General features: G+C 59.9%; 19 protein-coding genes and 4 tRNA genes. 15 read left to right on the top strand and 8 right to left on the bottom strand.

All coding sequences use genetic code 11. From position 1 onward, the window contains the following. Positions 1 to 10 precede the first annotated feature (10 nt). The 4 genes from BM416_RS04680 (at position 11) to BM416_RS04665 (ending at position 1,271) form a co-directional block, all read left to right on the top strand. The gene (locus BM416_RS04680) at positions 11 to 775 is read left to right on the top strand and encodes an SDR family oxidoreductase (RefSeq protein WP_027604081.1); all 765 of its coding nucleotides are present in this window, start codon (positions 11 to 13) and stop codon (positions 773 to 775) included. Between the two features lie 107 nt (positions 776 to 882). Further along, positions 883 to 958, top strand: a tRNA-Val gene (locus tag BM416_RS04675). A 55-nt stretch (positions 959 to 1,013) separates the two neighbouring features. Further along, a tRNA-Asp gene (locus BM416_RS04670) sits at positions 1,014 to 1,090 on the top strand. Positions 1,091 to 1,194: 104 nt separating this feature from the next. After that, a tRNA-Asp gene (locus BM416_RS04665) sits at positions 1,195 to 1,271 on the top strand. 157 nt (positions 1,272 to 1,428) lie between these two features. Here the strand turns inward: BM416_RS04665 and BM416_RS04660 are convergent. Next, the gene (locus tag BM416_RS04660; protein WP_092486034.1) at positions 1,429 to 2,712 is read right to left on the bottom strand and encodes an NAD(P)/FAD-dependent oxidoreductase; all 1,284 of its coding nucleotides are present in this window, start codon (positions 2,710 to 2,712) and stop codon (positions 1,429 to 1,431) included. Positions 2,713 to 2,896: 184 nt separating this feature from the next. Here BM416_RS04660 and BM416_RS04655 point away from each other — a divergent pair. Together BM416_RS04655 and BM416_RS04650 are read left to right on the top strand one after the other, a co-directional pair. Beyond that, positions 2,897 to 2,973 (top strand) — tRNA-Val (locus BM416_RS04655). Between the two features lie 155 nt (positions 2,974 to 3,128). Further along, complete coding sequence (locus tag BM416_RS04650; RefSeq protein ID WP_092486031.1) at positions 3,129 to 3,569, top strand: hypothetical protein; 441 nt, start codon at positions 3,129 to 3,131, stop codon at positions 3,567 to 3,569. A 30-nt stretch (positions 3,570 to 3,599) separates the two neighbouring features. On the opposite strand, the gene BM416_RS04645 is transcribed toward BM416_RS04650, so the two are convergent. Beyond that, the gene (locus BM416_RS04645) at positions 3,600 to 5,030 is read right to left on the bottom strand and encodes a DHA2 family efflux MFS transporter permease subunit (protein WP_092486028.1); all 1,431 of its coding nucleotides are present in this window, start codon (positions 5,028 to 5,030) and stop codon (positions 3,600 to 3,602) included. A 348-nt stretch (positions 5,031 to 5,378) separates the two neighbouring features. Between BM416_RS04645 and BM416_RS04640 the strand changes: the two genes are divergently transcribed. The 5 genes from BM416_RS04640 to BM416_RS04620 all read left to right on the top strand — a co-directional run bounded on the left by BM416_RS04640 (position 5,379) and on the right by BM416_RS04620 (position 8,976). Further along, positions 5,379 to 6,095, top strand: a complete 717-nt coding sequence (locus BM416_RS04640; RefSeq protein ID WP_092486025.1) for a DUF969 domain-containing protein — start codon at positions 5,379 to 5,381, stop codon at positions 6,093 to 6,095. Next, positions 6,092 to 7,042 (top strand): DUF979 domain-containing protein, encoded by a 951-nt coding sequence (locus tag BM416_RS04635; RefSeq protein WP_065927250.1) that lies wholly within the window; start codon positions 6,092 to 6,094, stop codon positions 7,040 to 7,042. Before BM416_RS04640 ends, BM416_RS04635 begins: the two co-directional genes overlap by 4 nt. Positions 7,043 to 7,049: 7 nt before the next feature. After that, positions 7,050 to 7,655, top strand: a complete 606-nt coding sequence (gene pcp / locus BM416_RS04630; protein ID WP_092486022.1) for a pyroglutamyl-peptidase I — start codon at positions 7,050 to 7,052, stop codon at positions 7,653 to 7,655. 63 nt (positions 7,656 to 7,718) lie between these two features. Continuing rightward, positions 7,719 to 8,165: an anti-virulence regulator CigR family protein gene (locus tag BM416_RS04625; RefSeq protein ID WP_092486019.1), complete on the top strand. Its 447-nt coding sequence runs from the start codon at positions 7,719 to 7,721 to the stop codon at positions 8,163 to 8,165. A 133-nt stretch (positions 8,166 to 8,298) separates the two neighbouring features. Then, complete coding sequence (locus BM416_RS04620; RefSeq protein ID WP_092486015.1) at positions 8,299 to 8,976, top strand: HAD-IA family hydrolase; 678 nt, start codon at positions 8,299 to 8,301, stop codon at positions 8,974 to 8,976. 19 nt (positions 8,977 to 8,995) lie between these two features. Here the strand turns inward: BM416_RS04620 and BM416_RS04615 are convergent, their stop codons facing one another. From BM416_RS04615 to csrA, 3 genes are all read right to left on the bottom strand, one after another. After that, positions 8,996 to 9,292, bottom strand: coding sequence for a hypothetical protein (locus tag BM416_RS04615; RefSeq protein ID WP_027604093.1), 297 nt, complete (start codon positions 9,290 to 9,292; stop codon positions 8,996 to 8,998). A 101-nt stretch (positions 9,293 to 9,393) separates the two neighbouring features. After that, positions 9,394 to 9,639: a hypothetical protein gene (locus tag BM416_RS04610; RefSeq protein ID WP_027604094.1), complete on the bottom strand. Its 246-nt coding sequence runs from the start codon at positions 9,637 to 9,639 to the stop codon at positions 9,394 to 9,396. 213 nt (positions 9,640 to 9,852) lie between these two features. Beyond that, positions 9,853 to 10,047 (bottom strand): carbon storage regulator CsrA, encoded by a 195-nt coding sequence (csrA, locus tag BM416_RS04605; protein ID WP_027604095.1) that lies wholly within the window; start codon positions 10,045 to 10,047, stop codon positions 9,853 to 9,855. A 263-nt stretch (positions 10,048 to 10,310) separates the two neighbouring features. Here csrA and BM416_RS04600 point away from each other — a divergent pair, with 263 nt between their 5' ends. Beyond that, entirely contained in the window at positions 10,311 to 10,676 is a 366-nt protein-coding gene (locus tag BM416_RS04600) for an SPOR domain-containing protein (RefSeq protein ID WP_175539040.1), read from the top strand. Positions 10,677 to 10,706: 30 nt separating this feature from the next. On the opposite strand, the gene BM416_RS04595 is transcribed toward BM416_RS04600, so the two are convergent. From BM416_RS04595 to BM416_RS04585, 3 genes are all read right to left on the bottom strand, one after another. After that, complete coding sequence (locus BM416_RS04595) at positions 10,707 to 11,396, bottom strand: endonuclease (protein WP_092486009.1); 690 nt, start codon at positions 11,394 to 11,396, stop codon at positions 10,707 to 10,709. Positions 11,397 to 11,400: 4 nt separating this feature from the next. After that, complete coding sequence (locus BM416_RS04590) at positions 11,401 to 11,652, bottom strand: DUF1654 domain-containing protein (protein ID WP_174562738.1); 252 nt, start codon at positions 11,650 to 11,652, stop codon at positions 11,401 to 11,403. A 191-nt stretch (positions 11,653 to 11,843) separates the two neighbouring features. After that, positions 11,844 to 12,932, bottom strand: a complete 1,089-nt coding sequence (locus tag BM416_RS04585; protein ID WP_092486006.1) for an asparaginase — start codon at positions 12,930 to 12,932, stop codon at positions 11,844 to 11,846. A gap of 555 nt (positions 12,933 to 13,487) precedes the next feature. Between BM416_RS04585 and BM416_RS04580 the strand changes: the two genes are divergently transcribed. Genes BM416_RS04580 through BM416_RS04570 form a run of 3 tightly spaced genes read left to right on the top strand, consistent with a single transcriptional unit; the run spans position 13,488 to position 17,032 of the window. Next, complete coding sequence (locus tag BM416_RS04580; protein WP_092486003.1) at positions 13,488 to 14,447, top strand: sugar ABC transporter substrate-binding protein; 960 nt, start codon at positions 13,488 to 13,490, stop codon at positions 14,445 to 14,447. Between the two features lie 57 nt (positions 14,448 to 14,504). Next, the gene (locus BM416_RS04575) at positions 14,505 to 16,058 is read left to right on the top strand and encodes a sugar ABC transporter ATP-binding protein (RefSeq protein ID WP_092486001.1); all 1,554 of its coding nucleotides are present in this window, start codon (positions 14,505 to 14,507) and stop codon (positions 16,056 to 16,058) included. Further along, positions 16,055 to 17,032: an ABC transporter permease gene (locus tag BM416_RS04570; RefSeq protein WP_065927257.1), complete on the top strand. Its 978-nt coding sequence runs from the start codon at positions 16,055 to 16,057 to the stop codon at positions 17,030 to 17,032. Before BM416_RS04575 ends, BM416_RS04570 begins: the two co-directional genes overlap by 4 nt. Positions 17,033 to 17,035: the final 3 nt, after the last annotated feature.

The following is a 17,035-nucleotide window of genomic DNA, read 5'->3' as shown; positions in this document are numbered from 1 at the left end:
CGAGTGGTCCCTGGAGGCCGCGGCGGCCAGTAATGGGCGCGTCGCCCTGGTGACGGGCGCGGCGCGGGGTATTGGCCTCGGGATTGCGGCGTGGCTGATCAGCGAAGGCTGGCAGGTGGTCTTGACCGACCTCGACCGCGAGCGCGGTTCCAAGGTGTCCAAGGTGCTGGGCGAAAACGCCTGGTTTATCACCATGGACGTGGCTGACGAGAAACAGGTGGCCCAGGGGGTCGCCGAAGTCCTGGGGCAGTTCGGGCGCCTGGACGCGTTGGTGTGTAACGCTGCGGTGGCCGACCCGCATAATATCACCCTGGAAAGCCTCGACCTGGCCTACTGGAACCGCGTGCTGGCCGTTAACCTGAGTGGGCCGATGTTGCTGGCCAAGCATTGTGCGCCATACCTGCGCGCCCACGGCGGGGCCATCGTCAACCTGGCGTCGACCCGGGCTCGTCAGTCGGAGCCGGATACCGAGGCTTATGCGGCGAGCAAGGGTGGCCTGTTGGCGCTTACTCACGCCTTGGCGATCAGCCTCGGGCCGGAAGTGCGGGTGAATGCGGTCAGCCCTGGCTGGATTGATGCCCGTGATCCTGCTGCGCGGCGTGCCGAGCCTTTGACCGATGCCGATCATGCCCAACATCCGGCGGGCAGGGTGGGTACGGTAGAGGACGTGGCAGCGATGGTGGCGTGGTTGCTGTCGCGCCAGGCCGGGTTTGTCACCGGGCAAGAGTTTGTGGTGGACGGTGGCATGAGCAAGAAGATGATTTACAGCGAGTAGGACCGGTAGCCGTCTTGAAGCTATTTTGTCTTTTTCAGAAAAACTTCAAGCAGGCTATTGACTTAGGTCCGCTACCTGCGTAAATTTCGCGGCCTCAACGAAGCAAAGGGTGATTAGCTCAGCTGGGAGAGCATCTGCCTTACAAGCAGAGGGTCGGCGGTTCGATCCCGTCATCACCCACCACTTCTTGAGAGTTTTGCCTTCGGGCAGGACGCAACGTTAAAGGTTGCACCGACGCGCAGCGGTAGTTCAGTCGGTTAGAATACCGGCCTGTCACGCCGGGGGTCGCGGGTTCGAGTCCCGTCCGCTGCGCCATATTTTCCAGGTTCGATTTATCGGGCTTGAGGTTGAACAGCCAAGCTGATCAATCAGATGTTCAAGGACGGTTGAGGCGGTTTGCTCGGCCGGTCAAGCGATACGCAGCGGTAGTTCAGTCGGTTAGAATACCGGCCTGTCACGCCGGGGGTCGCGGGTTCGAGTCCCGTCCGCTGCGCCATATCTGCCTCAAGGCCCACTGAACGCCTTGAAGCACAAAGAAAGCCACTGGCTACTTTGATCCGATAGCAAAGACCCTGGTCGAAAGACCGGGGTTTTTTGTGTCTGCAATTTGGCAATTTTTTGCGGGAGCCGGCGAACCGGCTCCCATTGATTTGTCAGAAGCCCAGCTTATCCCGCAGCCCGTAATACCAGGCCCCCAGTGCCGCAAACGGTGTGCGCAACAGTTGCCCGCCCGGGAATGGGTAGTGCGGCAGGTCGGCAAACGCATCAAAGCGCTCTGCCTGGCCTCTCAGCGCTTCCGCCAGCACCTTGCCCGCCAGGTGGGTGTACGTCACGCCATGGCCGCTGCAGCCTTGTGAGTAGTAGATGTTGTCGCCCAGGCGACCGACCTGCGGCAAGCGCGACAGGGTCAGCAGGAAGTTGCCGGTCCAGGCGTAGTCGATCTTCACATCCTTGAGTTGCGGGAAGGCCTTGAGCATCTTCGGGCGGATGATTGCTTCGATGTTCGCCGGGTCGCGCGCGCCATACACCACGCCGCCGCCGAAGATCAGGCGCTTGTCATTGGTGAGGCGATAGTAGTCGAGCAGGTAGTTGCAGTCCTCTACGCAGTAATCCTGCGGCAGGAGTGTCCTGGCCAGCTCATCCCCGAGTGGTGCGGTAGTGATCACCTGGGTGCCACAGGGCATCGATTTGGCCGCCAGCTCCGGCACCAGGTTGCCCAGGTAGGCATTGCCCGCGACGATGATGAACTTGGCCCTGACCTTGCCTTCTGCCGTATGGACCACCGGGTTGGCGCCACGCTCGATGCGCACCGCCGCCGATTGTTCGTAGATCGTCCCGCCCAGGGACTCCACGGCTGCGGCTTCACCGAGTGCCAGGTTGAGTGGGTGGATATGGCCGCCACTCATGTCCAGCAGTCCGCCGACATAGTTGTCACAGGCCACGACCTCGCGAATGCGGCGCTCGTCCAGCAACTCCAGCTGTGTATGGCCGTAGCGCTCCCACAAGCGTTTCTGCGACTCCAGGTGGCCCATGTGCTTGCTGTTGAGTGCTGCGAACACGCCGCCGTCCTTGAGGTCGCACTGGATCTGGTACTTGGCGACCCGCTCGCGAATGATCCTGCCGCCCTCGAACGCCATCTGCCCCAGCAACTGCGCCTGCTGGGGGCCGACGCTGCGCTCGATCACATCAATGTCACGGCTGTAGCTGTTGACGATCTGTCCGCCATTGCGGCCCGACGCGCCAAAACCCACCTTGGCGGCTTCCAGCACCGTGACGCGAAAACCGTTCTCCAGCAGGAACAGCGCGCTGGACAGGCCGGTATAGCCTGCGCCGATCACGCACACATCGGTTTCGACGTCGCCTTGCAACATTGGGCGTGGCGGCATGGCATTTGCGGAAGCGGCGTAATACGACTGGGGGTAGGGGGTGTTCGCCATCCTGGAACCTCTGTTTTATATTTTTTACGAGTGCCCCGATCCTACCTGAGTTGAAAATTGCCTGCCAGCCACCCCAAAAAGTGCGGTGCGCCGGCTGCAAATAAATAATTCGCATATTCATAGGGTTAGCTGCAAAAAAGATGTTGACACCCCTCCGGAATTCCGTAGAATGCCGCCTCACAGCAGGCACGTAGCTCAGTTGGTTAGAGCACCACCTTGACATGGTGGGGGTCGTTGGTTCGAGTCCAATCGCGCCTACCAAACAAAATCCGCTCTGCTGGGCGGTCTGGAAGGGTTCACCGAAAGGTGGGCCCTTTTTTGTTCATGCGATTTATTACTACCGAAAATTCCCTGCCTAAAGTAATCGACCCCCAGGCCGATAGAGATCGCAAATCTCTTACTCTCGGACACTTGGCATGCTTATCAACATCAGCACTACCGCCTCCGTAGCAAGCACCCCAAGCACTGTCAGCTCGACGGCTGCCGCGACCCAGGAAAGCACAAGCAGCGCAGGCGGCATGACCGTCAACATGCACGCTGATTCCAATGGTGCGGCAGGTGTAAGTGGCGGTGGCGGTGGCCAAGCCTCCTCGCTCTCGAAGGAGTCCGATACCGTCAAAGAATTGAAGAAGCAGATCGAGCAGTTGCAAAAGCAGCTTCAAGCGCAGCAGCAAGCCTTGCAGAAAGCTCAGTCCAGCAACCAGAGTGCAGAAGCCAAAGCGGCGGCAGTAGCGGCGGCGCAGATGCAGATCGCCGGCACTGCGGCGGCGTTGCAGACAGTGACTTCCGCGCTGTTGCAGGCAGTCACCGATGAGGGCAACAGCACGTCGGGTTCGATGGTCAGTACCACCGCCTGATACTGGCAACAGTGTGTTGAGTCGCAGTCTTCACTGTCGATTCAACACACTTTCTCCCGCTCCCACCGTCAAGCGATATACATCTACCAGCGCCCACGCTCCCAGCAGCGCCACGCCGACGAACGCCACGCGAAAATCCCCGACCTGTGCCTGCATCTCATGCCCCTGCAGGGTCATGGATGCCCGTAGCAGCAGCGCCGCCACCGTTACGCCCATCCCCATGGCCAGCTGGAATGACATGCTGAACAGCGCCGAGGCCTCGCTCATGCGCGGTTTGGGCACATCCGCGAAGCCGATCGAGTTGTAGCAGGTGAACTGCATCGAGCGGGACAACCCTCCCACAAACAACACGGCCGCGATCAGCACAAATGGGGTCTGCACCGTGAAAAGCGCGCAAGCGGCTATCGACACCACGCCGATCACCCCGTTCATCAGCAAGACTTGTCGAAACCCATAGCGGCGCATGATGGCCGTGGTGAACGGCTTCATCGCCAGATTGCCAGCGAATACCGCCAGCACCAGCAAGCCTGCGTCCACCGGGGACAAGCCAAAGGCGACTTGAAACAGCAGCGGCAGCAGGAACGGCAGGGCGCTGATGGCCAGGCGAAACAGCGAGCCGCCATAGATGCTCACGCGAAATGTATCGATGGACAGGGTCTCGAGCGGCAATAACGGGTCGCTGGCATGGCGGCAATGGTGCACGGCCCACACTGCCAGCGCGATGCCTGCCGCGACCAGCACGGCGCCTGGAATAAGGCGTTCACCGGTCTGGTTACCCAGCCATTCCAGCCCGCCCAGCAGGGCCACACAGGCGCCTGCCAGCAGTACAAACCCCTTGGCATCGAACTGGCGCGCGCTGGCTTCACGGCCTTCCGGTACCAGCCACAGTGCGGCGGCCAATGCCAGCGCACCCAGCGGCAGATTCACGTAGAAGATCCATGGCCACGATGCATGCGTCACGATCAAGCCGCCGACCAGCGGCCCCAGAATCGGCGCGACCAGGCCGGGCCAGGTAATGATCGCGATCATTTTCACCAAGTCTTTCTTATCCGTATTACGCAGCACGGCCAGGCGCCCCACGGGCACCATCAATGCGCCGCCGATGCCCTGCAGGACGCGGGCGAACACGAACATCTCAATACTTTGGCTGAGCCCGCAGAGCAGCGAGGCGAGGGTGAACAGGATGATTGCGCCAGCGAATACCCGGCGCGCACCAAAGCGGTCGGCGACCCAGCTGGACAACGGTATGAAGATCGCCACGGCGAGGATATAGGCAGTGATGCCGATGTTCATGTCGACCGGTGTCACGCCAAAGGCCGATGCCATGGTTGGCAGCGCGGTGGCGATAACCGTGGCGTCGAGGTTCTCCATGAAGAAGGTCACGGCGACCACCAGGGCGATCAGACTGGTTTGTAGGCTAAGGCGGTTTTGCGCGGCGGAATCTGGAATGGCTGAGCTCACCGGTGCTGCCCTTTTTCAGTGAACGGTTTGAGGAAGAAGGCCGACCAACTGCCCGATGCGCCGCGCACGATAAACGGGCGGCGTTAAGATGAGCGAATCCTTCATGGTCTGTCCACGTCTTGTTACTCGCGGGCTACTCAATTACCCACAAAATTTATTGGTTTGCAGCAACAATTTTTCTTGTTGGACACCTCCTGCTCCCAGGCAGCACAGTTGCCGCCACTGACGCTCGCCCTGACGGGCCAACAATAAAAAACCGAGCCGACTGCACGCCACTTCCTGCTGTGAACCCTTTGTTCGCATCCTGCTGTAATGGCGCCGCAGCGCGCACTTAAGGACCTCTCCGCCATGCAAACTGTTGTGAACTTATGGCCGTTGATCGGCGTACTTGTGATCGTGGTTGGCTTTGTTTTGCGTTTCAATCCGCTGTTGGTGGTCACCGCCGCAGCTATCGCCACCGGGCTCGCTGCCCACTTCCCGCTGGAGAAAATCCTCGCCACTATGGGGGATGGTTTCCTACAGACTCGCGCCCTGCAATTGATCTTGTTGTTGCCCCTTGCCGTCATCGGTCTGCTGGAGCGCCACGGCTTGCGCCTGCACGCGCAGAACTGGATTGCGCGGTTTGAGCGCGCCACGGTCGGACGCCTGCTGATCATCTATCTGTTTGTACGCGAATCCACTGCAGCCATGGGCTTGACCAGCCTCGGCGGGCACCCGCAGATGGTGCGCCCGCTACTGGCCCCGATGGCCGAAGGCGCGGCGGAAAAGCGCTACGGCAAACTGCCGGACAAACTGCGTCACAAGGTGTTGGCCATGTGCGCCGCTACCGATAACGTCGGCCTGTTTTTTGGTGAGGACATCTTCGTCGCCTTTGGTGCGATTGCGTTGATGCATACCTTCCTGCTCGGTTCGGGGATTGATGTGGAGCCGCTGCACATTGCGGTGTGGGGTATTCCTACGGCGATTTGCGCCTTTATCATTCACGCGCTCCGACTTCATCGGTTTGACCGAAGACTGACCCGCGAGATGACGACCGCCGCGACCCCAGTGGAGGCCGCGCAATGATCATCTCTATCCAATACCTGTACTGGCTCGCCGGGGTCCTGCTGCTGATCACCGCCGGCATGATCCTGTTGGATCGAACCCATCCCAAGCGCTGGTCCAGCGCACTGTTCTGGCTGCTGTTCGCCATCCCGTTCCTGGTGGGGGAGCGCCTGCCCTCGGTGGTTGTCGGTGCGGGAGTGGTGGTGATGGCGCTGATCGCCGGCCTGGGCGGCGTCGGCCGTGGCACCCATGCTGAGTTGCATGACAAGGCTTCGCGCGCCAGTGCCGGCCGCCTCGGGCACAAGCTGTTTATCCCGGCGCTGGCGATCCCCCTGACCACCGTGATCGGTTCGGTCTTGCTCAAGCACACCGAGATTGGCGGCGTACCGCTGCTGGATCCGAAAAACACCACCTTCGTGTCCCTCGGCATCGGCTGCCTGATCGCCCTCGGCCTGGCGTGCTGGCTGACCCGTGATACCCCGGTGCAAGCCTTGCGCGAATCCCGGCGACTCACCGAGGCCCTGGGCTGGGCCATGGTGCTGCCGCAGATGCTGGCGATGCTTGGCCTGCTGTTCAATGAAGCCGGTGTCGGCACGGCTGTCGCCCATGTCACCACCACCTACATCAACCTGGATTTCAAGTTGGTGGCGGTCATGGTGTACGTGCTGGGCATGGCGCTGTTTACTGTGATCATGGGCAATGGCTTCGCGGCGTTCCCGGTGATGACCGGAGGCGTCGGCGTGCCGGTGCTGGTGGGTATCTACGGCGGTAACCCGGCGGTGATGGCCGCCATCGGTATGTTCTCCGGCTACTGCGGTACGCTGATGACGCCGATGGCGGCCAACTTCAATATCGTGCCGGCGGCGTTGCTGGAGTTGCCGGACAAGAACGCGGTGATCAAGGCGCAACTGCCGACCGCATTGATGATGCTGGTGGTCAATATTGTCCTGCTTTATGTGTTGATGTGAGGCGACGATGCGAACTGTATTGCTGACGGGGTTCGAGCCCTTTGATCAAGATCTGGTGAATCCTTCCTGGGAAGCGGTGCGCCAGTTGGATGGCGTGCAACTCGACGATGATGTGCGCATTGTTGCGCGCCGATTGCCCTGTGCGTTTGCTACGGCGGGTGAGTGCCTGCTCCAACTGATCAGTGAACTGCGCCCGGCGATGGTCATCGCCACTGGGTTGGCCCCCGGGCGCAGCGAAATATCCATCGAGCGGGTGGCGATCAACGTCAACGATGCACGCATCCCCGATAATCTGGGGGAGCAGCCCATCGACACGGCGGTGGTGGTCGGCGGCCCGGCGGCGTACTTCTCGACGCTGCCGATCAAGGCCATGGCCAGGGAGGTGCGCGAAGCAGGGATTGCGGTGTCGGTATCGCAGACGGCGGGTACATTCGTGTGCAACCAGGTGTTCTACCGCTTGCAGCACGAACTCGCGGGCACCGGTGTACGCAGTGGTTTTATCCACGTGCCGAACCAGCTGGGAGCGGGCCTGGTCGATGGGCTGCGCATCGCGGTGTCGGCGGCGTGGAATACCCCGGTGGATGTGCTGGAGGTGGGCGGTCAGGTGAGTTGACTTCCCACGTGGTGCGATAACCTCGACTACAGTTCAGCTACATTCCTGTGTTGGATAATCGCCATGATCAAGTGCCCGAAATTCGTGTCTGTTGCGCTTTCGCTTGTGTTGTTTGCCGCTGGCGGTATGGCCCTGGCTGATCCAGGCAATGGCAAGGGGCAAGGCAACGATAAAGGCAATGGTCACGGCGGACAGGGGCATGACAAGCCCAAGGGCAAAGGTGCGGCAGGCAGTCATGGCCCCAGCGTCGACCGTGGCAGCGTGCTGAATGTGTTGGGCGGTTATCGCGACTACTGGAGCCCGGGGCCCGCCTTGCCGCCTGGCATCCAGAAGAACCTGGCCCGCGGCAAGCCGCTGCCGCCGGGCATTGCCAAGAAACTGGACGGGCGTTTGTTGGGCCGCTTGCCCCATTACGATGGGTACGAGTGGCAGCAGGCGGGCACCGACTTGATACTGGTGGCCATCGCGACGGGCATCATCTACGAAGTCCTCAATGGCGCCCTCGATTGAGCTGACGGTGTCGCCCGCATGGCGCTCGACGCCGCCGTGTTATTGCCGGTGTCGATGGCGTTTACAAGCCGCCAGGTGATCCGTAGATTGCATTGCGTCGATTATTCGTTTCAGCTCACGAGGAAACCCCGCAGTGTCCATCCGAGGTTCAGCCGTATTTGCCCGCCCTTACCGCGCCTTTCTGTTCGATATGGATGGGACTCTGCTCAATTCGATTGCCGCCGCCGAGCGGGTATGGAGTATCTGGGCTGAACGCCATGGGCTGGAGGTGGCGACGTTCCTGGCCACCATCCATGGCGCCCGGGCGATCGACACCATCACGCGTCAGGCCTTGCCCGGCGTCGACCCGGAGGTTGAAGCGCAGTGGATTACCGAGGCTGAAATCAATGATGTGCAAGGTGTCGTTGCGATTGCCGGCGCCATCGAGTTTCTGAACCGCTTGCCCGGCGATCAGTGGGCGCTGGTCACCTCCGCACCCAGGGAACTGGCGTTGCGTCGACTGCAAGCGGCAGGTATTACGCCGCCAGCGGTGCTGGTCACGGCTGAAGACGTGGCTATCGGCAAACCGAACCCTGCCTGTTATGTGCTCGGTGCGCAGCGCCTGGGGGTGTCGACGCAGGATTGCCTGGTGTTTGAGGATGCGACGGTGGGGATCCGTGCAGGGGAGGCGGCTGGCGCGGATGTGATAGTCGTGACCTCGACGCACCTCAAGCCCATGGCGACGGAGCATCCTTCGATCGATGGGTATGAACAGCTGCAGGTGCAACGCGGCGCTGATGGCTTGCTGTACTTGGCGCGCGCGACGGGCTGACGCAGCAAGGCCGAGCCGGCTACCGGACTCGGCCTGTTTCGCGGGTGGCTGGGTCAGGCGACGCCTGCATTCGATCACTGCGCATGCCTTGGCGTGACAGCACCATCTCCCTGAGAATCTCGTTGGCGAGCCGGGCAATCGCTTCGGCACCGCGATAATGCGCGCGCACGATTCCGGTGATTGCGAAGTGGTCGGTCTCCGGACCGCTGAGCACGGCCGAGAGGGTACCGTCGGCGTGCAGCGTACAAGTGACCGTGTAGCTGGGCAGGCGGGCTGCCAATTCAGATTCGATTTGGGTTTTAGTGAGCGTGTCCATCTGTACCGGCACCTTCTACTGACTGTGCAAATACACCCAAGAATAGGTCTTGCTGCACGGCTGTAAATACCAGCGATCTGATAGCGAGTCAGGGGCGGGCGTCAGCGTACGGTTTTGCGCACGATGCGTTGGCACAACTTGCGCTGCACGGCCATCTGGATGGGCTTGAGGCAGAACATGAACAGGTAGCCACACAGCAGGAGTACCAGGTCCAGCCGCGAACGGGGCGCTTCGGCGCCCTCTATTTCAAGCTTCAGGCCATATTCCAAGCCGACAAAGACCAGCCCCGTCAGCAGGGCGATCATCCAGGATCTGGAGAAAAATGGCTGGGCATTGCCTGGCAGCATCGACGTGCTCCTAAGTGCACACGGATGGCGGGATATCAGTCAGAGGATTCGGTTGCAAAGGGTGTAATAAGTTCCAGGCGTGAAGATAGTTTCATCTTGATGCATGGATGGGCATGCGGCAAAAAGCGCTTCGCGCAACACAGACAAAAGCAGACCAAAGAGGTTTTCGCCAGCCGTTACAGTGAACGAAAGGGCTGGCTACTGAGGGGCGCTTCAAGGCGTCTGGTTTTTGTCCGGAGCGGACAGACCGGCCTGGATGCGCTGGTAAATCTCCTCGCGATGCACGGCAACATCCTTGGGGGCGTTGATGCCGATTCGTACTTGCTGGCCGCTGACGCCCAGGATGGTGATCGTAATGTCATCACCGATGTTTATGCTTTCACCGACTTTGCGGGTGAGTATAAGCATGGACTTCTCCTTGATTACTTTTAAGGACACATGTTTCAGACAGGGCAGGTGTCGTATGTGTGTAGCTTACTGCTAAGCGCGTCCCTGTGACTGCCTCTTTTAGGACGCATAGAGGCGACATTAATTCCCATGGCGGCATCATACAGGTCTGGGATACATCATTCGCATTGTTTAAGCCAACGTTTATGACGGCCAGAATAGACAGCGAATGATAAAGTCGCCTCTTTATCCGTTGAAGGAGCAGGGCAGTGCGTAAAGTAGCGATGGCAATTGCGGTGTTGGCATTGGCCGGTTGCGGTGAAGGCAAAAGCGTCGATGCTCCCAAGGTCAAGCCTGCCGTAACCGAAAGCCAGCCACAAACCGGCGCGATTGCTGCCCAGGAATGGGACCTGCGAGTAGGCCCGCCGGACCACAAGCTGCAGGCAATCACCGACCTGACCGCCTGGTTGCTCGAACACGGGTTCAGTTTTTATATCGTGAAGGTCGACGGCAAGGACGAAGTGCTGCTGGGGCCATTTGCAACCAGGGCCGAGGCCGAGGCCAAGCAGACGCTGCTCAACGAGAAGATGGCGCGGGCCAAGAAAACTGACACGGTGTCCGAGATCATCGAGCACAAGACCGCGCAGTAACAGCAGATCGGGCGGCAGTACCGCCCCTGTTCAACTGCAGGCTTTCAGGTTAACCGGGCCGACAAACTCATTGCCGCGGCCCATCACGCACGCCACCGTTTGGTTCCGCTGGCGCTCCCAGGCTTGTACCGGATAGGTCTTGTTCCAGGCTTCGTACAACTGGCGATCCTGTTTCGACAGGCGCAAGCCGTACTGCTTGCTCATGTAGAAATACGTGCGTGCGATCATCCCGCGAATGGACGGGCGCGGCATGACCTTCTTGGCCTTGAAATCCACCTGGGTCAGGCACGAACCGTACTGTCCGCTTTGCAGCGGCAGCCAGCCAAAACTGAAGTTACTTCGATCTCCATTGACCTCGCCGATGCTCGGCACCAGGTTGTGCAGATCCGCTTCGGCACGCTTGAATACGTCGTCATGGCGGGTGCAGTTCTTGCGTCCACCGTTCTGCCAGCACTGGCGCTGATGTCCGATCTGCCAGGCCGGAACAATGTGCTCCCATTCGATGCGCGCGGCACGGTTGGCGTTTTTGCGTGGGATGTAGCCGCAGGCTTTCAGGTCAACGCGGTTGCCGGTGTATTTGCAGCCGCAATAGAACTCGGTGGATTGTGGCGCGTACAGCTTCCAGGCGACCTTTTTGGCTTCGCTGAAGGTTCGGGGCGCCTGGGCATGGGCAGTGACAGCAAAAAGCAGGCAGCACACTGCAATAAAACGGGCACTCATTGAATCAATCTTCCTTCGGCACAACCCAGAAAATCTGCACGCCGCCGTCATCCCGATAGGCGAGGGTGACGTTGTCGTTCTCCGCGATTTCCTCCAGCAAGCGCTGCCACTCGTCTTCTGGCTCGTCCGGCAAGCGGAAGATCAAGGCTGCCTTGGCTTTTTGGGCGTTGGTGGAGTTGATGATCTTTTGCACACGAATGGCCAGGCGTTCGTAGGCATCAGGTGGGGTTAGGGCTGCGGAAGAGGACTTTGCCACGGAGTGTTCCTTAATAAGCTGTACGTGCATACAGTATTTAACTGTAGGCAATTTCGCAACTGCTTAAAATTCATTAAGTTCGTCTGACAGTGGTTTAGATGACTTGGTGTAAGGCGGGGAGGTGTTGGTTGCGGGATTTACACATGAAGTAGAGGCGGGTAAACCCGCCTCTACAGAGATGCCGGCAGGAATCAATATTCCCAGAACATCCGTTGCAGTTCTTTGCTGTCCTGGGTCTTGGTCAGGGCGACCATCGCCAGAATCCGCGCTTTCTGCGGGTTCAGGTCGAGTGCGGCGACCCAGTCGTACTTGTCGTCCGGCTGTTCGGCATTACGCAGCACCATGCCCCCGGCATTTACGTGGGAAGAACGGATGATCTGCACACCTTGCTTGCGCAATTCCACCAGCGCAGGAACCACTTTGGACGACACCGAACCATTGCCGGTGCCGGCGTGGATGATGGCTTTGGCGCCAGCCTGGGCCAGTGCCTTGTAGGCGGTGTCGCTCACGTTGCCGTAGCCGTAGGCGATTTCAACATCGGGCAGGCTCTTGATGTTCTTGATGTCGAACTCCGAGTCCATGGTATGACGCTTGGCTGGCAGGCGGAACCAGTAGGACTTGCCTTCAACGACCATACCCAGCGGGCCCCATGGGCTCTTGAAGGCTTCGGTCTTGATATTGATCATCTTGCTGACGTCGCGACCCGATTGGATCTCGTCGTTCATGGTCACCAGTACGCCTTTGCCACGTGCATCCTTGCTGCCGGCCACGGCTACGGCGTTGTACAGGTTGAGCATGCCGTCGGCCGACATGGCGGTGCCTGGGCGCATGGAGCCGACCACCACGATAGGCTTGTCGGTTTTTTCCACCAGGTTCAGGAAGTAGGCGGTCTCTTCCAGGGTGTCGGTACCGTGGGTGATCACGATGCCGTCCACGTCCTTGCTGTCGGCCAGTTCGGCGACGCGGCGACCCAGTTGCAGCAGGTTCTCGTTGTTGATGCTTTCGGACGCAATTTGCATCACTTGCTCGCCACGCACATTGGCGATCTGGCTAAGCTCAGGAACACCGGCGATCAATTGCTCGATACCGACTTTGGCAGCCTGGTACGTCGCACTGTTGGCGGCGCTGGCGCCCGCGCCGGCAATGGTGCCGCCGGTGGCGAGGATCACCACGTTGGACAGTTTGGTCTTGGATTCAACCTCCTTTGCCTGGACGGCAACGGGGAACAGCAGCAGAAGGGCCAACGCCCCCGGAACAAAGTTCTTCAATGCAGATTTCATTATTTTTCTCTCTGGTTTTTGATGAGTGCTGTAGCAGGTTCATCTAGAACACCTGGGCATTGCTGAATGCCTCCAGGCGCTGTGTAGGAGCAGGATCTGTACCATGCCGAATATGTTCGAGCATATAAATTAAATTGTTGATATATATAAATTTTTATTGATTGGGCGATGAGGTTTTGCTTGCTGGATGTCCGGCTTTCCGAACAACCTGGGGTGTGGCGTTCGGTTGTCCGAAAGTTATGACGAAAGAATCCTGAGTGCCGCGCCAAAACCTGTCGTTTCAGAGAACGACCGAACGTGGCAGATGTTTAAGAGCGGCCTTCGCAGGACGCAAGAGCCGGGGCTGGAGGTCTTACATGAAAGGCCATGTTCTACCGTTGACAAATCTCGACAAGGTTCTCATAGTTTGGATAACGCAAACGTTTGCGAGATGTTTCATGAGACCCTTAATTAGAGTCTCCTGTCAGCTCGTATCAGCCACCCGGGTGGGAGGGCCGCCGAAGCACACTTCGGTGCACGCGTTGCTCACAATAATCATAAGATCGGAGTGAACCCATGAAGCTGCCATTCGCTGGACGTCTTCTTGCTGTCGCTGTGCTTGCTGCCGCATCCGCCGCCTTACCTTTCTCCTCTGCATTCGCTGATGACGCTGCCGCCAAACCCAAGGTCGGCCTGGTGATGAAATCCCTCGCCAACGAATTTTTCGTGACCATGCAGGACGGTGCCAAGGCGTATCAGAAAGACCATGCCGCCGATTTCGACATGATCACTAACGGCATCAAGGACGAAACCGATACCAGCGCGCAAATCGGTATCGTCAAGCAGATGATCCTGGCCAAGGTCAATGCCATCGTTATCGCGCCTGCTGATTCCAAGGCCCTGGTAAAAGTGCTGGAGGATGCCTCTAAAGCCGGGATCAAGATCGTCAACATCGATAACCGCCTGGACCCGGACGTGCTGAAAAGCAAAAACCTCGATATTCCCTTCGTCGGCCCCGACAACCGCAAAGGCGCCAAACTGGTGGGCGACTACCTGGCCAAGCAACTGGCTGCCGGCGACAAGGTCGGCATCATCGAAGGTGTACCGACCACCACCAACGCGCAGCAGCGCACCGCGGGCTTCAAGGATGCGATGGACGCTGCCGGTATGAAGATCGTTTCCACCCAATCCGGCAACTGGGAAATTGACCAGGGCCAGAAAGTGGCCTCGGCCATGCTCAGCGAACACCCGGACCTCAAGGCGCTGCTGGCCGGTAACGACAACATGGCCCTGGGCGCCGTCTCTGCCGTACGTGCAGCAGGCAAGGCCGGTAAGGTCCTGGTGGTGGGTTACGACAACATCGACGCCATCAAGCCGATGCTGCAAGACGGTCGTGTGCTGGCGACCGCCGACCAGGCGGCTGCGCAGCAAGCGGTGTTCGGTATCCAGAACGCCCTCAAGCTGGTCAAGGGTGAGAAAGTCGATGCCAAGGACGGCATGATCGAAACCCCGGTCGAACTTGTCCTCAAGAAGTAATCCTGGCAGCACCCAACAGCGTCCGCCCGTCCTGGGCGGACGCCTGGAGATTTTCCTATGTCATCTTCCGCCCCGAACGCTGTCCTCTCGGTCAGCGGTATCGGTAAGACCTATGCCCAACCGGTTCTGTCCGACATCACCCTCACGCTTAACCGGGGTGAAGTACTGGCGCTGACCGGTGAAAACGGCGCGGGCAAGAGTACCTTGTCGAAAATCGTCGGTGGGCTGGTCACCCCGACCACCGGGCACATGCAATTCCAGGGGCAGGATTACCGTCCGGCCAGCCGTACCCAGGCTGAAGCGTTGGGCGTGCGCATGGTCATGCAGGAACTCAATCTGCTGCCGACGCTGACCGTGGCCGAAAACCTGTTTCTGGATAACCTGCCCAGCCACTGTGGCTGGATCAGCCGCAAGCAATTGCGCAAAGCCGCGATCGAGGCCATGGCCCAGGTCGGTCTCGACGCCATCGATCCGGACACCCTGGTCGGCAGCCTCGGCATCGGCCATCAACAGATGGTCGAGATCGCCCGCAACCTGATCGGCGACTGCCATGTGCTGATCCTCGACGAGCCCACCGCGATGCTCACGGCCCGCGAAGTCGAGATGCTGTTTGAGCAAATCACCCGCCTGCAGGCCCGAGGCGTGGCGATCATTTATATTTCGCACCGGCTCGAAGAACTGGCCCGTGTCGCCCAGCGCATTGCGGTACTGCGCGACGGCAAGCTGGTCTGCGTCGAGCCGATGGCCAATTACAACAGCGAACAACTGGTCACCTTGATGGTCGGCCGGGAGTTGGGTGAACACATCGACCTGGGACCGCGCAGCCTCGGCGGCCCGGCCCTGACCGTGAAGGGCCTGACGCGCTCGGACAAGGTCCGCGACGTATCCTTTGAAGTGCGTGCCGGTGAGATCTATGGCATCTCCGGCCTGATCGGCGCCGGTCGTACAGAGTTACTGCGGCTTATCTTCGGTGCTGACCTGGCCGACAGCGGCACCGTCGCCCTGGGCTCGCCGGCCCAGGTGGTGAGTATTCGCTCGCCGGTGGATGCCGTGGGTCATGGCATTGCCCTGATCACCGAGGACCGCAAGGGCGAAGGGCTGCTGCTGACCCAGTCGATCAGTGCGAATATCGCATTGGGCAACATGCCGGAAATTTCCGCTGGCGGTCTGGTCAATAGCCGCGATGAAACTGCCTTGGCCAAGCGTCAGATCGATGCCATGCGGATCCGCAGTTCCAGCCCGGCGCAATTGGTGTCCGAACTGTCCGGTGGCAACCAACAGAAAGTCGTGATCGGCCGCTGGCTGGAGCGCGACTGCTCGGTGATGCTGTTCGACGAGCCCACCCGCGGCATCGATGTCGGTGCCAAGTTCGACATTTATGCCTTGCTGGGTGAATTGACTCGCCAGGGCAAGGCGCTGGTGGTGGTGTCCAGCGACCTGCGTGAACTCATGCTGATCTGCGACCGCATCGGCGTGCTGTCCGCCGGGCGCTTGATCGAAACCTTCGAGCGCGACAGCTGGACCCAGGACGAATTGCTCGCCGCCGCCTTTGCCGGCTATCAGAAACGTGATGCGCTGCTCAACGACGCAGTGCTTAGGGATACCCCATGAAACTAACAACTTCCCCCGGTAAAACCGGCGGCAACTTCTACGGCCTGGGCACCTACCTGGGGCTGGCCGGTGCATTGCTGGCGATGATCGCGCTGTTTTCGGTGCTCAGTGATCACTTCCTGTCCTATGACACGTTCAGCACCCTGGCCAACCAGATTCCTGACCTGATGGTGCTGGCGGTGGGCATGACCTTCATCCTGATCATCGGCGGTATCGACCTGTCGGTGGGCTCGGTACTGGCGTTGGCGGCATCGGCGGTCAGCGTGGCGATTCTCGGGTGGGGCTGGAGTGTCTTGCCGGCGGCCTTGCTCGGCATGGGTTGCGCCGCGTTGGCCGGCACTATCACCGGCTCGATCACGGTGGCCTGGCGCATTCCCTCGTTTATCGTGTCCCTCGGCGTGTTGGAAATGGCCCGGGGCGTCGCGTACCAGATGACCGGCTCGCGCACGGCCTATATCGGCGATTCGTTTGCCTGGCTGTCCAACCCGATCGCCTTCGGCATTTCGCCGTCGTTTATCATCGCTTTGCTGGTGATCATTGCCGCCCAGCTGGTATTGACCCGCACCGTATTCGGTCGTTACCTGATCGGTATCGGCACCAACGAAGAAGCCGTACGCCTGGCCGGGATCAATCCCAAGCCGTACAAGATCCTGGTGTTCAGCCTCATGGGCCTGCTGGCCGGTGTGGCGGCGCTGTTCCAGATTTCGCGCCTGGAAGCGGCAGACCCGAATGCCGGTGCCGGCCTCGAGCTGCAAGTGATCGCCGCAGTGGTGATCGGCGGCACCAGCCTGATGGGCGGGCGTGGTTCGGTGATCAGTACCTTCTTCGGTGTGTTGATTATTTCGGTATTGGCCGCCGGCCTGGCGCAGATCGGTGCCACGGAGCCCACCAAGCGCATCATCACCGGTGCCGTGATCGTGATTGCCGTGGTCCTGGATACTTATCGCAGCCGTCGTGCCAGTCGGCGAGGCTGAACC

The organism is Pseudomonas sp. NFACC42-2 (assembly GCF_900116055.1).
Classification (GTDB): Bacteria; Pseudomonadota; Gammaproteobacteria; order Pseudomonadales; family Pseudomonadaceae; genus Aquipseudomonas; species Aquipseudomonas marginalis.
This window is presented reverse-complemented; position numbering and strand designations above follow the sequence as displayed.

Bases quoted from the DNA above. Each gene is read 5' to 3' on its own strand.
- csrA (WP_027604095.1), bottom strand. From the start codon at position 10,047: ATGCTTATACTCACCCGCAAAGTCGGTGAAAGCATAAACATCGGTGAT.
- BM416_RS04600 (WP_175539040.1), top strand. From the start codon at position 10,311: ATGGCAATTGCGGTGTTGGCATTGGCCGGTTGCGGTGAAGGCAAAAGC.
- BM416_RS04580 (WP_092486003.1), top strand. From the start codon at position 13,488: ATGAAGCTGCCATTCGCTGGACGTCTTCTTGCTGTCGCTGTGCTTGCT.
- BM416_RS04635 (WP_065927250.1), top strand. From the start codon at position 6,092: ATGATCATCTCTATCCAATACCTGTACTGGCTCGCCGGGGTCCTGCTG.
- BM416_RS04640 (WP_092486025.1), top strand. From the start codon at position 5,379: ATGCAAACTGTTGTGAACTTATGGCCGTTGATCGGCGTACTTGTGATC.
- BM416_RS04610 (WP_027604094.1), bottom strand. From the start codon at position 9,639: ATGCTGCCAGGCAATGCCCAGCCATTTTTCTCCAGATCCTGGATGATC.
- BM416_RS04575 (WP_092486001.1), top strand. From the start codon at position 14,505: ATGTCATCTTCCGCCCCGAACGCTGTCCTCTCGGTCAGCGGTATCGGT.
- pcp (WP_092486022.1), top strand. From the start codon at position 7,050: ATGCGAACTGTATTGCTGACGGGGTTCGAGCCCTTTGATCAAGATCTG.
- BM416_RS04650 (WP_092486031.1), top strand. From the start codon at position 3,129: ATGCTTATCAACATCAGCACTACCGCCTCCGTAGCAAGCACCCCAAGC.
- BM416_RS04595 (WP_092486009.1), bottom strand. From the start codon at position 11,396: ATGAGTGCCCGTTTTATTGCAGTGTGCTGCCTGCTTTTTGCTGTCACT.
- BM416_RS04660 (WP_092486034.1), bottom strand. From the start codon at position 2,712: ATGGCGAACACCCCCTACCCCCAGTCGTATTACGCCGCTTCCGCAAAT.
- BM416_RS04570 (WP_065927257.1), top strand. From the start codon at position 16,055: ATGAAACTAACAACTTCCCCCGGTAAAACCGGCGGCAACTTCTACGGC.
- BM416_RS04615 (WP_027604093.1), bottom strand. From the start codon at position 9,292: ATGGACACGCTCACTAAAACCCAAATCGAATCTGAATTGGCAGCCCGC.
- BM416_RS04625 (WP_092486019.1), top strand. From the start codon at position 7,719: ATGATCAAGTGCCCGAAATTCGTGTCTGTTGCGCTTTCGCTTGTGTTG.
- BM416_RS04585 (WP_092486006.1), bottom strand. From the start codon at position 12,932: ATGAAATCTGCATTGAAGAACTTTGTTCCGGGGGCGTTGGCCCTTCTG.